Here is a 14,097-nt window from a genome sequence, read left to right on the forward strand (position 1 = left end):
AATGCACATTTGAAAGTACAGATAAAATAAAAGTTGCACTTTTATATGTGTAGATAATATTTTCTTTTCTAAAAATATGACACCTATCATAAATCAGTAAAAAAATCTGAGTTAATTTTAACAAATTTAATTAAAATGAAAACAGACATTCAAACCATAGAAGATGTACAACTGATGGTAGATACATTTTATGACAAAGTCAATAAAGACGAAATGCTTTCGTATGTTTTCAATGATTTTGCTCAGATAGATTGGGACGAACACCTCCCAAAAATGTACCGATTTTGGCACACGCTGATTTTTGGCGAACCTTCCTACAAAGGCAATCCTTTTGCTCATCACATTCCGCTGCCGATAAACGAAGTTCATTTCACTCGTTGGTTAGAAATTTTTAATCAGAATATGGACGAGCATTTTGAAGGAATCAATGCAGATGAAGCCAAAACGAGAGCGTATTTTATTGCTCAAACTTTTCAAAAGAAATTGGAATTTATCAACAAATACGAACGATAATTATGAAAACAGTATCTATTTTTAAAGACCTTGAGTTCAACGAAACTCGACCAATGATTTCGGTGTTATTGGAAACCGATTTTACTAAAGAAATTCGCATCGCTATGCACAAAGGAACGAAAATGAAAGAACACAAAACAGCTTTTCCGATTGTAGTGCATATCGTACAAGGTTGTATTTCGTTTGGTGTACAAAATCAATTGTTGGAACTCAACCAAGGCGACATCATTGCTCTTGACCCCAATGTACCACACGATTTGAAAGCCATCGAAAACAGTGTGATTAGGCTCACACTTACCAAAAACGATACTGTAGATAGAGTACAAACCGTAGTGGAATAAAAAAACCGTCAGAAATCTCGATTTCTGACGGTTTTTGTTATATACTTAGTTTTCAAAAATAATACTCTTGTTTTTTTTGATTTATTTGAAGTTTTTTTTAACTTTGATACATATATCATTTAAACTAAATCATTATGAAACAGGTATTTTATTTATTAAGTATAATATTTATGATTGTTTCTTGTCAAGAAAACATAAATATTGAATAAGAATCTACACAACATGAAAGTAGTTTAAAATATAAATTTATTACGATTGATCAAGCAAAAGATGCAACAGTTAGTTTTCTAAATCAAAAGAAAGGTAAATCGAGAGGTTTACCGAATTTTTCAACAGATAATATAGAAAATATACAAACATTAGAAAATGAAAATGATCAACCTATAATTTATGTATTAAATTTGAAAAACAATAGTGGCTTTGTGATAATGTCTGCATCACTGTCTGAGCGTCCTATTTTAGCATATAGTAATAAAGGAACATTTGAATTAGATGGGATTGATAAATTAGATGGTGTTTTTGATTGGTTAGCATTGAGATATTTCAGGATTAATAGTATGATTGAGAATGGAACATTGCCTACTGCTGAAATAAATAACCAATGGGCTTTAATTGCTCCAAGTTTAAATTTATATTTTGTAGATAACGACGGAAATCCCATCCATTACACTCCTATAGCTATTGTGAATGAAATTACTACCTATGAAGTTTATGGACCATTCTTGACAACAAGATGGGATCAGCGTTTAAGTAACATTCCAAGTTATCCACATATAAGGTATAATAATTTTGTTAGACATAAAAATTGTTCTGATAGTTTAGTCACACCCGCCGGATGTGTTGCTGTAGCGATGGGACAAATAATGAAGTATTACAATCATCCCAATATTTATAACATCAATTCAATGCCAAATGTTGTAAATAATTTAAACTGGAATACAAATGAAGCAAAAAATATTGCTCGTTTAATGAAAGATATTGGAGAAAAAGTGAATATGAATTACAGTTGTAATTCTTCTGGTGCATCTTCTCAAACAGCTCGTAATGCTTTTGTGAATAATTATTCATACAATGCTTCAAATCTATCTCCAATAAACAAAAGTGTTCTAATACAGAATCTTAAAACATTAAAACCTGTTTATTTAAGAGGTTGTAGAGAAAAGAAAATTGTATGTACTCCTAAGAAAGTAATTGGTAAATGGACTATTGGAAAAACAAAATATGCTTATACGCAATGTCATGCATGGGTTGCGGACGGATGTGAAGAAATCAATATAACACGAGAGTTTGAAGATGGTAGTACTTACACCAGCACAATGACTAATTATATAAGTATGAATTGGGGATGGGGTGGTTCTGATAATGGCTTTTATCACTATTTAACTATTGATGATTCAGTTTGGGGCAATATTGCACATATTGATTTCATTTATGAACAGAAAATGATTGCTAACATAATACCTAATTAGTAATGAAAAAGATATTAATTATTTTATGTTTGATGTTGTTTATAGGATGTGAAAACAATTATAATAATAATTTAGAAAACTTCGATGGTTTTATTAAGACAGATGTCCTTTTTGCGTTTACAGATCAAGAAGAAATCGATCTATTTGAAAAAGGAGTTTATAAAAAAGAACATTTGAGTTTGATTGCAACTGACGAAAATTGGAACGATTTGTATGATAACAATGGCAATAAAATAGAAAACATCAGAGGTAAATCAGAAATTTTATTAATTGAAGAACCAACCGAAACACATCCAACCGCACTTTTATTACTTTTTGGTTATAAATACAAAGATTTAGGCGATAATGCTGAGTCTTTTTACAAACTAAAATATGATGTAGATAAATACGACTATATTCACGTTTTTTATAATAACAAAAAGAATAATTTTTATATTGAAAAAATCATTTATAACAATGAAGAGTTTGACATCAGAAAAAGTGCTTATTGTAGAATAATAAAGGATGAATAAAATGAAAAGAGGCTATCCGATATGTAACGGATAGTCTCTTATTTTATTATTAAATCACTCCCAATTCTTTCCCTACTTCGGTAAAAGCTTGAATGGCTTTGTCTAAATGTTCTTGTGTGTGAGCTGCTGACAATTGCACACGGATACGTGCTTTGTTTTTTGGTACTACTGGATAGAAAAATCCGACAACATAGATACCTTTTTCCAACAATTTATCTGCCATTACTTGCGACAATTTTGCGTCGTACAACATTACAGGTACAATTGCCGAATCTCCGTCGATGATGTCAAAACCAGCCGCTTTCATTCCCTTTTTGAAATAATTGGTGTTCCACTCCAATTGGTCTCTCAATGTAGTATCTTTGGTCAATAATTCAAAAACTTTCAATGAAGCTCCTACAATCATTGGTGCCAATGAGTTTGAAAACAAATACGGACGCGAACGCTGTCTCAATAGTTCGATAATCTCTTTTTTCCCTGTAGTGTATCCTCCCATGGCTCCTCCAAGTGCTTTACCCAAAGTACCGGTGATGATATCTATTCTGTCCATTACGTTTTTCTCTTCCAAAGTTCCTTTTCCTGTCGCTCCGATAAATCCGGCGGCATGGCATTCGTCCACCATTACCAAAGCGTCGTATTTCTCAGCCAAGTCACAAATCTTGTCCAATGGAGCTACCAATCCGTCCATAGAAAACACTCCGTCTGTTACAATCAATTTATAGCGACGATTGTCTGCTACGGCTTGTTGTAACTGCTTTTCGAGGTCTTCCATATTGTTGTTTTCATATCGGTAACGAGCGGCTTTACACAAGCGAACACCGTCGATAATCGAAGCGTGGTTCAAACTGTCTGAAATGATACAATCTTCTGCTCCTAACAATGGTTCGAATACCCCTCCATTGGCATCAAATGCTGCTGCATATAAAATGGTATCTTCCGTTCCGTAAAAGTTGGCAATCGTTTCTTCCAATTGTTTGTGAATATCCTGAGTACCACAGATAAAACGCACAGACGACATTCCAAATCCGTGTGTATCTAACGTATCTTTTGCTGCCTGAATTACTTCTGGATGTGAAGACAATCCCAAGTAGTTGTTGGCACAGAAATTCAATACTTTTTCTCCTGTATTGATGGTGATTTCAGCATCTTGAGGTGAAACAATGATGCGTTCTTTTTTATATAAACCATTGTCTTTGATGGTTTGCAATTCTTCTTGTAGGTAGTTTTTTATAGATCCGTACATGATAAATGTTTTTATTAACGACAAATGTAATTATTTTATCAGATATTTTAAAGATTCAATCGTTTTAAATCTCTACTATTTTGATTTCGTCTTGAATAAAGACTAATAAACTTTTTTGTACTTCATAACTCATTTCTTCCAATGCTTCTCGGTATTTTCCAATTTGCACTTTATAATTTTCGTGAAAACCTCCCGTTTTATAATCGAGTAAATAGGCTTTTTTTCCTTCCAAAGAAATACGGTCGGGTTTGAGTGTTGGTTCGCCTTTTTTGAGCAACGGCATTTCGGTAATATGTCTATTTTGTGGGTTGAAAAACTCTTTCAAATCATCATGTCCAACGATTTTTTCGAGCATAGGACGAATAATTTGCTCTTGATCTACCGTTATCATACCATCTACAATCGCCTTTTGCAATGCCGTATCGATATGTTCTTTCGTGTGAATATCGTTTAATATATGATGAATGATATTCCCTTTTACGATAGCTTCTGCTTGAATTTTCGCTTCTTCATTGCTCCACATCAAACCGTCTTTAGTGGCAATTTTTACCATATTTCTACCTAATGTAGTAGGATGACTTTCTATGATTTTGCCTAATTTTCCATCAAACGATTTTTTCTTGCTTGGTTTTACTTTTTCTCCAAAGGTAAATTCTTCCTGCTCCTCATTATACACATTTTGCTCCATAAGATAACTTTTGATAAAATAAGGTACACATGGTTTAGTCGGATTTTCTTTAGTAATAACACCTTTGTATCCAATTACATACAATTGTTCTGTAGCTCGGGTAAATGCCACATACACAATATTTACTATATCCAACAAATCTGCTTGTACATTTTTTTGATATACCTCATTGATGAGTTCTGAGTAAAAAGGCATATTGGATTTTTGTTCTACAAAAGCATTTTTTAGCACAATATCATCGTTTTCGATAGGTACCCAGATATTATCTTTATCTTCCAATTTATCTTCAGCATACGGAATGATAACCACTGGAAATTCCAATCCTTTTGATTTGTGAATAGACAGCATTTGCACTGCATTGTCCTGATCCATAGCTGGAATAGAAAGTTTTTCGTTGTTATTGTACCAATAGTGTAAAAAGTCTTGTAAATCATTGTAATACAATGTACTTCTTTCAAAAGCTAAATCCATAAAATACTGAATATAAGCATCGTTTTTATAGTCGAACAATAGCTGATTGACAATGTAAGTAACCATTTCAAAAAGTGAAAGCGTACGAGCATAATCAAAACTAAATGTCAGTTGATAATGTTTGGAAATATAGTCTTCAAATTCTTTTTCAGACAAATGTTTTCCAAAACCATTTATAATCAAATTATGAGTAATTGTTTCTTTTCCAGTAAATTGACTCAAATAATAGAGCAACCATACACGCTGAGTGATGTTTTGCTGATTTTTGATAAGTTCCAATGTCACCTCAATACATTGTACCAAGGTAGAATTTTTAATGATAAGAGACTCGGCAGAAATAATAGGGATATCTGCTTGGGTCAACTCCGTTGCAAGAAAATTTGCCTGTTTGTTTTTGCGAGTCAACACTGCAATATCAGAATATTCATACCCTTGTGAGATGCAATCCTTAATGATGTTGATTACTTTTTCGCTATAAATTTTGTGTTTAGTTTCGCTTTTCTCTAATTTTGGAATCAAAGTAAACGACACAAAACCACCTTTTTTGCTATTAGTTTTTTGAGCACTCTGATTGAGGTACAAATCGGCATAACCTTCGTTAGTAAAATGGTTGGAAATCAAACTGAAAAATCGATTGTTGCTTTCGATGATTTCAGAATAACTGCGAAAATTGGTATCCAAATTTTTGGTTGCTTTCCACGAATTTAAAAACGGATTGTATTCGCCACTCAGTTGAATAAACTGCTCTACTTTTCCACCTCTAAAACGATAAATCGATTGTTTTGGGTCACCCACAAGCATCAATGTTCCCGCTTTACCACTTTCGTTTTCACCAGCCAATGCGTTGTCTATCAATGGGACGAGATTTTCCCATTGCACCAGAGAGGTGTCCTGAAATTCGTCGATAAAAAAGTGGCGATAACGCTCGCCCATACGTTCATAAATATAAGGAACGGGCTGTTCTTTCAACTCGTTGTTGATGATTTTGTTAAATTCCGAAATAGCTACCAAATCCTTGTCTTCTTGGATGGCTTTCATTTCGTTGTAAATCAGTTTCAACAACGATAGTGGAATGATATTTTGCACAAACGATTCATAAAACCAAAGCGTTCCTTGACATTGATAGATTTCATCAGTTTGCTGAGCCAAATAATCAGCGATAGACGCAATGAGATCTGCTTGACCTTTAGATTTTGAACCTGTGATTTTACTCACTTCATTGTATTTTAAATCTTTTCCTTCGATTTTTTGATTATTGATAAATTTTGAGATGTGATTGGGATATGATTTTCTATTAAAACTTTCCAATTTCACACCATTATTTTCGATATAAGAAAAGATATCTTTAGCTTTTTGAGAAATATCTTCTTTGAGTTGAACGATTGTCTCAGAAAGGTATTTTTTTAGATCAAAAAACTCTTCAAGGGAAAGGTTTTCTAATGATTTCACCTCTTCAAAATGGATTTCATTGGTTAAAAGTTTACCTATATTGAGCAGTTCGTTGTTTACATCCCAAGATTTGTCATTTTTTACCTTGTCTAAAGAAAATTCAATAAAAATTTTAGTCAGAAGAGGGTCGTATCCAACTTTGGAAATAAGCGAATCGATGGCCTCTTGTAAAATTGCATCACTTTCGAGAGATACCTCAAAATTGATAGGCAATCCTAAATCGTGTGCAAATGAGCGAACGATTTTTTGGGTGAATTTGTCTATAGTAGAAACACTAAACGAAGTGTAATTGTGCATTATTTTTTTCAATATCCGCTTCGATTTTTCTTTAACAAATTGCTCGTCTTTGTTGATTTCGGTAGCTACAGCATGGAGTAGAGCCTTAGCGTTTTCAGGCGTTTCATCGAGCGAAAAAGCAAACAAGCTATCTACGATACGCTTTTTCATTTCGTGTACCGCCTTGTTGGTAAATGTGATGGATAAAATATAGCGAAACGCATCATCTTGAGGATAATTCATCAAGATCTTTAGGTATTCTTTTACCAAAGTAAAGGTTTTTCCAGCCCCCGCAGATGCATTGTAGATTACAAACGATTCTCTTTCCATTTTGAAATGAAGATTTTTTAGAATTCCAAAAGTACTTAAAAAAAAAGAATAAAAAAAGCCGACGATGAAGTCGGCTTTTTTATCTATGATTTGACTATTTCTATAAAATTAGTATTTGTAGTTTGCTCACTATTTACAAATATTTTGTCTATAAAATACACATTGTAATGTACAGAAGATTTTGCAGCAAACCTTATGACAAATGATTCATTATCAGGAAAAGTGATTTTGTATTCCACTCACAATCGTTCCTCAAACTCTTGTACATCTTCCTCACTAATCATTTTGAAATTAGGAGGGGTAATATATAAATATTGTTTCCCTTCGTATTTAGTCCATTGAGCATACAAATTATTATTATCTAGCCTATATTGTCTATACGATTCAAAATATTCTCCTTGTACAAACTCATCACCAATGAAATATTCAACTTTTACATTCTTTTTTTCTTCATCTGTGTTTGAATCTGTAAAAATCGGTTCACCAATATCATTATCGTATGGAGGATAAGGAGCTCTTGAAAAATCGTCTGCTTTGCATGATATTATTAAAAATATACTTGCAAGAAAAAAAATAAATTGCTTTCATAACTATTGTTTTTTTGTTTTATAAATTTAAGGAATAATGTTATATACCATAGAACGGTTATAATAGTATCCTAAATAACAGGATCCATCATTTATACCATCTCCATTCAAATCAAAAACTGTCTGAAAAGTCAGATGTCTCCTCTGAGGATTGAATTTTTAGAGATTCTTTCTGTACTAGGCTTAGAATAAAATTGGTAAAAATGACGCAAACTCTTAGTTTTCCGACAGTCTCATATTGTTAGATCCTTACTTTTGTACAGATGTTTTTACTTTTCTTGTATAGGAATTAAGTTAATTAATGTTTTTTTCAATTGTAATTGAAGGAATAGTGTTTGGATTGTTTTCTTCGGGAAAACTATACACCTCTACATTGTTGACATAAATTTTGTTTGGTTTTACATTCAAATGTTGTAAGTCTTTACCGGTTATTTTTATTTCAAATTCATCATTGTCTGGAAAAATTATTTTATACTTTACCCATAACCTTTCTTTAAAAGATTGAATAAAATTATTGCCCATTCTTTCGGTTACAACATTTGTCAACAATAAATGTGTTTCATTAAGGGAAATTGGATTTTTGTCCCAATTTGCAATTTCATTATCTAGAATGCTATAAGAATTACATTTTGTTCCCAAAATACTTGATTCATAATTTTCGCTCATAAAATATTCTATTTTTACATCTCTGAAATTCCAATTTGGAATCTCTTTGTCAAATACATTTTCACCGTTACTATCATTAAACAGTAAATTGATTTTGTAAAAAAGTACAGGCTCTGTAAAGGGAGGTTGAGGTACATTAGGTAAATGTGGTTGTTTTTCCTTATCTTCAACATTACAAGCCGTTAGCCCGATTCCGATAAATACAAATACTAAAAATAAAATTTTTTTCATCTTAAAATAATTTAGAAATTAAAAATAATAATTATGGAGTTATATCATATACCATCGACCTGTTATAATAGTATCCTTGGTGGTACGTACCTTCGGCAACGCCATCGCCATCTAAATCATATCCGAATAAATCGGGGTGCGAAATTAGGGTGTTTTCTACATTTCCATATTTCGGAAGAAATAAGTTGTCTCTATACCATCCATTTCCCGATGCATAACTATTACCCTTGTTATGCCAACCCCAATTCATATGATAAAAATTGCGTTGAAAAAAATCATCAAAATATGTTTCTCCCGTTGTATGGTTTATTACTTTGATTTTTAGATATTCTTTTACTAAAGTAAATGTTTTCCCAGCCCCTGCAGAAGCGTTGTATATAACGAAAGACTCTCTTTCCATAAATTTGTATGTAGATTTTGAAAACACCAAAAATAAGGATTTATAAAAGAAAATAAAAACCGACTATAGATGTCGGTTTTTATTTCTTAAGACTTTACGATGGTGATAGGATTTTTGAAAGGGACCGACACACCGTTGACATACACTTTTTCAACGAAATATACATTTGTGAATTGAGACGGAGCAGCGGTGAATCTAACAACAAAAACCTCGTTGTCTGGGAAAGTAATTCTGTATTGAACCCACAATCGTTCACTAAATTCTTGTATGTATTCTTCGCCAAATACTTTAAAGTAAGGAGGAACTAACGATAGAAAATGACCTTCTTCGTTTACTCCCCATGCTGCGTAATGATAATCGTCTCTTATTTCATATCGTAAATTTTCCTCATCAAAAGTACCCTCAAAATATTCGTCTCCAATTAAATAATCTACTTTTATGGCTTTTTTCTCCTCTGATGTGGTGTTGTCTGTAAAGAGAAGCTTCTCCCGAACTGTTTACAAAACGGAAAGAAGAATAAAACGCCATTTGCTTATAGTCATAAGGCGGATAAGGAGAGCCTTTAATGATTTCAGTGTTTGTTTCGTCTGATTTGCAAGATGTTGCCAAAAAGATACTTGCAAGTATAAGATAAATCGTTTTCATAATTTAAAAAAAATAAAAGATTGATAATCAAGGTTTTATGTTGTGTACCATTGAGCGATAATAATAATAACCAGAATAATAATAACCGTCATCTGTACCATCTCCATTTAAATCATATCCAACTATGTTAGGATATGTTATCAGATTATTACCGTTATTTCCATAATTAGGCGTAAATAAATCATCTCTATACCATCCATTTCCCGTTGAATAACTATTGCCCTTGTTATGCCAACCCCAATTCATATGATAAAAGTTGCGTTCAAAAAAATTGTCAAAAAATACTTCACCAGTTGTATGGTTTATTATTTTTACTAGCTGGTATTCTTCTTGATGTCCATCGCATACCCACGCATGTCCGCTACTAATTTTGTAATTTGTAGAATATGTAACATTATTTTTTGTATATTTTAAGGCAATGTTTTTGTTGAATTGGTTAGTGTCAACAGAATAACCAGCAAGGACAACAGGTCTGTTGTGATTTACAATATCATTCCATAAAATAATTTTATCCATATGGGGAATATAGGTAGCACTGCTATAAGCAAATACGAATCCGTTTTTAATTCCTTTTGCAGCATTATAGATATATGCTCCAGTTCCATTGCAATTTCGTTCTTTTTGTCCAGGTGTAATGTCGAATATTGCTTTTAATATTTTAGCGGTTCCATTGTTGTCTGGGGTTGGTTCCATTACACGATTAACCACAGGTGTGTTTTGTAAATTAAGAAAACCATAGTCATTATAGTATTTTAATATTTGCCCAAAAGCTACCATTACACATCCTGCATAATATTTATTGTTTGGTAGAGGGTAATTAGTGCATGGATTGTTACTTGGTGGAGAATCTTGAAAAGTATTATATCCAATTCCTTGTCCCCACATAATATTTCCCAAGAGAGGACCTTTTTTGGTAGTGAGGTCGATATATGGACATCCTATTTTTACATAGGATATATCATCTTCTTCTATAAGGATAGGATTTCCATTTGAATCTCCAATATAATAATCACCAACCTTCTCATTAATGCCTAAAGCACTCCAAGCGGCATACACGCTTGGGCTGTAATAGGTGTTTGTTTTATTTAATTGTGAGATTTTTCTTACCCCTAAATCAATCCAAATAGCTAAATCCCTAGGTATGTTATTCAATAGTAAGGCAGCTTCTGTTGAATAAGCCAAGATGGGTTCTTCTAATTTGGATGCCGATAATAATAAGAAACCTTTGGTACCTGCATTGAATAGATACATTACAGGTTGGTTATCTTGATTTAGGATAGTGATGACATCATCTGCTTGCTTTTTTGTATTCATATTTTTGGTAATTAAAAAGATTTTAGCTAAGGTAAAAAAAAACTTTAATCAAAATGTTTTTTTGTTATTTTTTTTGTAAAAAAAACTCAATTCTTTCTGAAAAAAAATGGAGAGTGAAAAAAAATGAAAAGAAATCTTTATCTTTGAGGTCAAAATAATAAATAAAAAAGAAGATTATGGCTTTTGAATTACCACAATTAGGATATGCTTACGAGGCATTGGAACCTTACATCGACGCTCGTACAATGGAAATCCACCACTCAAAACACCACAATGCATATGTAACCAACTTGAACAACGCAGTGGCTGGAACAGAGTTGGAAGGAAAATGCATTACAGAAATCTTAAAAAACTTGGATTTAAACAACAAAGCGGTAAGAAACAATGGAGGTGGTCACTGGAACCACAGATTGTTTTGGGAAGTAATTGCCCCAAACAAAGGTGGTGTTCCAACTGGTGTATTGGCTACAACTATTGATGCTGCTTTTGGTTCGTTTGAGTCTTTTAAAGAAAAATTTTCAGCTGCGGCTGCAACACAATTTGGTTCAGGATGGGCTTGGTTGTGTGTAAAAGATGGTAAATTGGAGGTGTGTGCTACAGCAAATCAAGACAATCCATTGATGCCAGGAATTGGATGCGAAGGTACACCGATCTTAGGTTTAGATGTTTGGGAACACGCGTATTACTTAAACTACCAAAACCGTCGTCCTGACTATATCAACGCATTTTTCAATGTAATCAATTGGGATGTAGTAGCTCAAAAATATGATGCAGCAAAATAAATCTTTTATCATATAATTTAAAATTATTACTATTTGTTTAAACTCCGCCTCAAAACAGGCGGAGTTTTTTATTTTTTCTTTTAACAAATATTTAACTATAAAAACCAGGGAAACTATTTTCGTTTTTAAAGTTTCTTTACTACATTTGCATCCGAAAATCAATGAGACTTGCTAAAACCTGCAAGATCAAAAATAGCTATCATTATGCAAAATACCATATTGGAAAAAGCTAAAGAATTGTTTTTGGAAAGAGGAGTGAAAACCGTAACCATGGACGATATTGCTCGTGAAATGGGGATTTCTAAAAAAACAATTTACGCTCATTATTCCTCAAAAGAAGATTTGCTCGAACAGTCGTTTAATCGCTTCTTCTATTTTGTAATTGAAAAATTAAACGAGGTAAAAGAAAAGGGGTTCAATCCCATAGAGGAGTTATTTAAAGAAAATGAAGTATTAAAAGAAATTGTGATTTTCGACGAAAGAAAAATTCAGGTATTACACGATTTAGAAAAATATTATCCCAAAATCGCCGATAACTTCCTCAGAGTGCGAATTGCCGAATTTGAAAAGAACTATAAATACAATTTAGAACGAGGCATCAAACAAGGATTGTACAGAGAGAATTTGCCGATAGATTTTATAGTAAAAAATCATTTTGCTTGTACTTCGACATATTTCAACAAGGCCTTCAACAAGTTGCAAATCACGAGAACGATAGATGAAGTAAGTTTCTTACAAACAGAATATTTCCTTCGATCGATTGTTACCCCAAAGGGATTGGAAATTTTGGAACAATTAATAACACATAAATCAAACATTCAATAAACTCGTATGAGAACTAAATTTTTGGCGGTAGCACTCTTATTGAGTAGCTACTTGGGAATTTCTCAGCAGAAACTCACCCTGTCCGAAGCGGTCAATTACGCTCTGGAAAACAAAGCCGAAGCGGTAAAAGCACAATTGGATATTGCTAATAGCGAGGTAAAAATCAAAGAAGTTCGTGCCAATGCCTTGCCTTCTATCAACGCTCAAGGTGGTCTGACTTACAATCCTATATTGCAAAAAATGGCGATGAATATAGGTGGGCAGACAATGGTCATCAGAATGGGACAACCGTGGCAATCACAAGCCACTGTGCAACTCAATCAACAGTTGTTCAACCAAGCCGTTTTTATTGGTTTGAAAGCAGCTCGTACAACGCGAGAGTTTTATCAAATCAACGCCCAACTTACCGAAGAGCAAATCATCGAAAAAGTAGCAACCAGCTACTATGAGGTGTATAAAACGCAGTCACAGCTCAAAACGTTGACGCAAACCATAGATAACACCAATCGAGTGAAAGCGGTTATTCAAAGTTTGTACGACAATGGATTGGCAAAGAAAATAGACCTCGATAGAATGATAGTAACGGTAAACAATCTCGAGAGTAATAAAGTACAATTGACAAACGCTATTGAATTGCAAGAAAACGCACTGAAATATTTGATAGGTATGGATATGAATATCGATATCGAATTGCCGGATACAACTTTCGAACCTACGCGTTTGTCGTTTATAGCAGATGATTCTACAGTAGAAAATCGCACTGAAATCAAAGTACTCGAAAAACAAAGAGAATTACTCCAACTAAACAAAAAAGCTACCGAAGCAGCAGGGTTGCCTACTTTGAGTTTGTCTGCAAATTATGGGTATCTTGGATTTGGAGAAAAAATGCCTTGGTGGCACGGTTCGCCAAATGCCAATTGGGCGAACTTCTCTGCTATCGGATTGAATTTGACAGTGCCAATTTTCAACGGAGGAGCGGTAAAAGCTAAAGTGAAACAAGCGGAAATCGATTTGCAAAAATTGGAAGTAGAAACAAATGATGTGCGCTTGGCTTTGGATTTGTCTTTGAAAAATGCCTTGACAAAACTAAACAATTCTATGCTGACCATCAATACGCAAAGAGCCAATGTAAACCTTGCGAAAGATGTTTTGACCAATGTAGAAAATAATTACAAATACGGTTTGGCAAATCTGACAGATTTAATCGAAGCAGAAAACGCTCATGCCGAAGCACAAAATAATTATACCAACGCTTTACTCGATTTTAAATTAGCAGAAATAGAATTGATTAAAGCTAAAGGTGAATTGAGAGAATTGACAAAATAGTAAATAGTAAATAGTGAGCTTCCAGCTTC

General features: G+C 33.2%; 13 protein-coding genes. 7 read left to right on the forward strand and 6 right to left on the reverse strand.

The genetic code is table 11. The features are described from left to right. Nucleotides 1-135: 135 nt before the first annotated feature. From AB4865_RS03010 to AB4865_RS03025, 4 genes are all read left to right on the forward strand, one after another. Nucleotides 136-513, forward strand: a complete 378-nt coding sequence (locus tag AB4865_RS03010; RefSeq protein WP_372474257.1) for a group III truncated hemoglobin — start codon at nucleotides 136-138, stop codon at nucleotides 511-513. A gap of 2 nt (nucleotides 514-515) precedes the next feature. Further along, complete coding sequence (locus AB4865_RS03015; protein ID WP_372474258.1) at nucleotides 516-854, forward strand: AraC family ligand binding domain-containing protein; 339 nt, start codon at nucleotides 516-518, stop codon at nucleotides 852-854. Between the two features lie 254 nt (nucleotides 855-1,108). Next, nucleotides 1,109-2,323, forward strand: a complete 1,215-nt coding sequence (locus AB4865_RS03020) for a C10 family peptidase (RefSeq protein WP_372474873.1) — start codon at nucleotides 1,109-1,111, stop codon at nucleotides 2,321-2,323. Between the two features lie 2 nt (nucleotides 2,324-2,325). After that, the gene (locus tag AB4865_RS03025; protein WP_372474259.1) at nucleotides 2,326-2,835 is read left to right on the forward strand and encodes a hypothetical protein; all 510 of its coding nucleotides are present in this window, start codon (nucleotides 2,326-2,328) and stop codon (nucleotides 2,833-2,835) included. 49 nt (nucleotides 2,836-2,884) lie between these two features. Here the strand turns inward: AB4865_RS03025 and kbl are convergent, their stop codons facing one another. The 6 genes from kbl to AB4865_RS03055 all read right to left on the reverse strand — a co-directional run bounded on the left by kbl (nucleotide 2,885) and on the right by AB4865_RS03055 (nucleotide 11,156). Beyond that, entirely contained in the window at nucleotides 2,885-4,078 is a 1,194-nt protein-coding gene (kbl, locus tag AB4865_RS03030) for a glycine C-acetyltransferase (protein WP_372474260.1), read from the reverse strand. Between the two features lie 64 nt (nucleotides 4,079-4,142). After that, the gene (locus AB4865_RS03035) at nucleotides 4,143-7,292 is read right to left on the reverse strand and encodes a UvrD-helicase domain-containing protein (protein WP_372474262.1); all 3,150 of its coding nucleotides are present in this window, start codon (nucleotides 7,290-7,292) and stop codon (nucleotides 4,143-4,145) included. A gap of 881 nt (nucleotides 7,293-8,173) precedes the next feature. After that, complete coding sequence (locus AB4865_RS03040) at nucleotides 8,174-8,776, reverse strand: hypothetical protein (RefSeq protein WP_372474263.1); 603 nt, start codon at nucleotides 8,774-8,776, stop codon at nucleotides 8,174-8,176. Nucleotides 8,777-8,807: 31 nt separating this feature from the next. After that, nucleotides 8,808-9,176: a hypothetical protein gene (locus tag AB4865_RS03045; protein WP_372474924.1), complete on the reverse strand. Its 369-nt coding sequence runs from the start codon at nucleotides 9,174-9,176 to the stop codon at nucleotides 8,808-8,810. A 402-nt stretch (nucleotides 9,177-9,578) separates the two neighbouring features. Beyond that, nucleotides 9,579-9,821 (reverse strand): hypothetical protein, encoded by a 243-nt coding sequence (locus tag AB4865_RS03050; protein ID WP_372474264.1) that lies wholly within the window; start codon nucleotides 9,819-9,821, stop codon nucleotides 9,579-9,581. Nucleotides 9,822-9,848: 27 nt separating this feature from the next. Then, nucleotides 9,849-11,156 (reverse strand): C10 family peptidase, encoded by a 1,308-nt coding sequence (locus tag AB4865_RS03055; protein ID WP_372474874.1) that lies wholly within the window; start codon nucleotides 11,154-11,156, stop codon nucleotides 9,849-9,851. Between the two features lie 155 nt (nucleotides 11,157-11,311). Here AB4865_RS03055 and AB4865_RS03060 point away from each other — a divergent pair, with 155 nt between their 5' ends. The 3 genes from AB4865_RS03060 to AB4865_RS03070 all read left to right on the forward strand — a co-directional run bounded on the left by AB4865_RS03060 (nucleotide 11,312) and on the right by AB4865_RS03070 (nucleotide 14,068). Then, nucleotides 11,312-11,917, forward strand: a complete 606-nt coding sequence (locus AB4865_RS03060; protein ID WP_372474265.1) for a superoxide dismutase — start codon at nucleotides 11,312-11,314, stop codon at nucleotides 11,915-11,917. A 204-nt stretch (nucleotides 11,918-12,121) separates the two neighbouring features. Continuing rightward, nucleotides 12,122-12,742, forward strand: coding sequence for a TetR/AcrR family transcriptional regulator (locus AB4865_RS03065; RefSeq protein WP_372474266.1), 621 nt, complete (start codon nucleotides 12,122-12,124; stop codon nucleotides 12,740-12,742). A gap of 6 nt (nucleotides 12,743-12,748) precedes the next feature. Continuing rightward, nucleotides 12,749-14,068, forward strand: coding sequence for a TolC family protein (locus AB4865_RS03070; protein ID WP_372474267.1), 1,320 nt, complete (start codon nucleotides 12,749-12,751; stop codon nucleotides 14,066-14,068). Nucleotides 14,069-14,097: the final 29 nt, after the last annotated feature.

It is taken from the genome of Capnocytophaga sp. ARDL2 (assembly GCF_041530365.1).
Taxonomy (GTDB): Bacteria; Bacteroidota; Bacteroidia; order Flavobacteriales; family Flavobacteriaceae; genus Flavobacterium.

What these genes read in the sequence shown, in the direction of transcription:
- AB4865_RS03010 (WP_372474257.1), top strand. Translation starts at nt 136, where the DNA reads ATGAAAACAGACATTCAAACCATAGAAGATGTACAACTGATGGTAGAT.
- AB4865_RS03015 (WP_372474258.1), top strand. Translation starts at nt 516, where the DNA reads ATGAAAACAGTATCTATTTTTAAAGACCTTGAGTTCAACGAAACTCGA.
- AB4865_RS03025 (WP_372474259.1), top strand. Translation starts at nt 2,326, where the DNA reads ATGAAAAAGATATTAATTATTTTATGTTTGATGTTGTTTATAGGATGT.
- kbl (WP_372474260.1), bottom strand. Translation starts at nt 4,078, where the DNA reads ATGTACGGATCTATAAAAAACTACCTACAAGAAGAATTGCAAACCATC.
- AB4865_RS03035 (WP_372474262.1), bottom strand. Translation starts at nt 7,292, where the DNA reads ATGGAAAGAGAATCGTTTGTAATCTACAATGCATCTGCGGGGGCTGGA.
- AB4865_RS03040 (WP_372474263.1), bottom strand. Translation starts at nt 8,776, where the DNA reads ATGAAAAAAATTTTATTTTTAGTATTTGTATTTATCGGAATCGGGCTA.
- AB4865_RS03045 (WP_372474924.1), bottom strand. Translation starts at nt 9,176, where the DNA reads ATGGAAAGAGAGTCTTTCGTTATATACAACGCTTCTGCAGGGGCTGGG.
- AB4865_RS03050 (WP_372474264.1), bottom strand. Translation starts at nt 9,821, where the DNA reads ATGAAAACGATTTATCTTATACTTGCAAGTATCTTTTTGGCAACATCT.
- AB4865_RS03060 (WP_372474265.1), top strand. Translation starts at nt 11,312, where the DNA reads ATGGCTTTTGAATTACCACAATTAGGATATGCTTACGAGGCATTGGAA.
- AB4865_RS03065 (WP_372474266.1), top strand. Translation starts at nt 12,122, where the DNA reads ATGCAAAATACCATATTGGAAAAAGCTAAAGAATTGTTTTTGGAAAGA.
- AB4865_RS03070 (WP_372474267.1), top strand. Translation starts at nt 12,749, where the DNA reads ATGAGAACTAAATTTTTGGCGGTAGCACTCTTATTGAGTAGCTACTTG.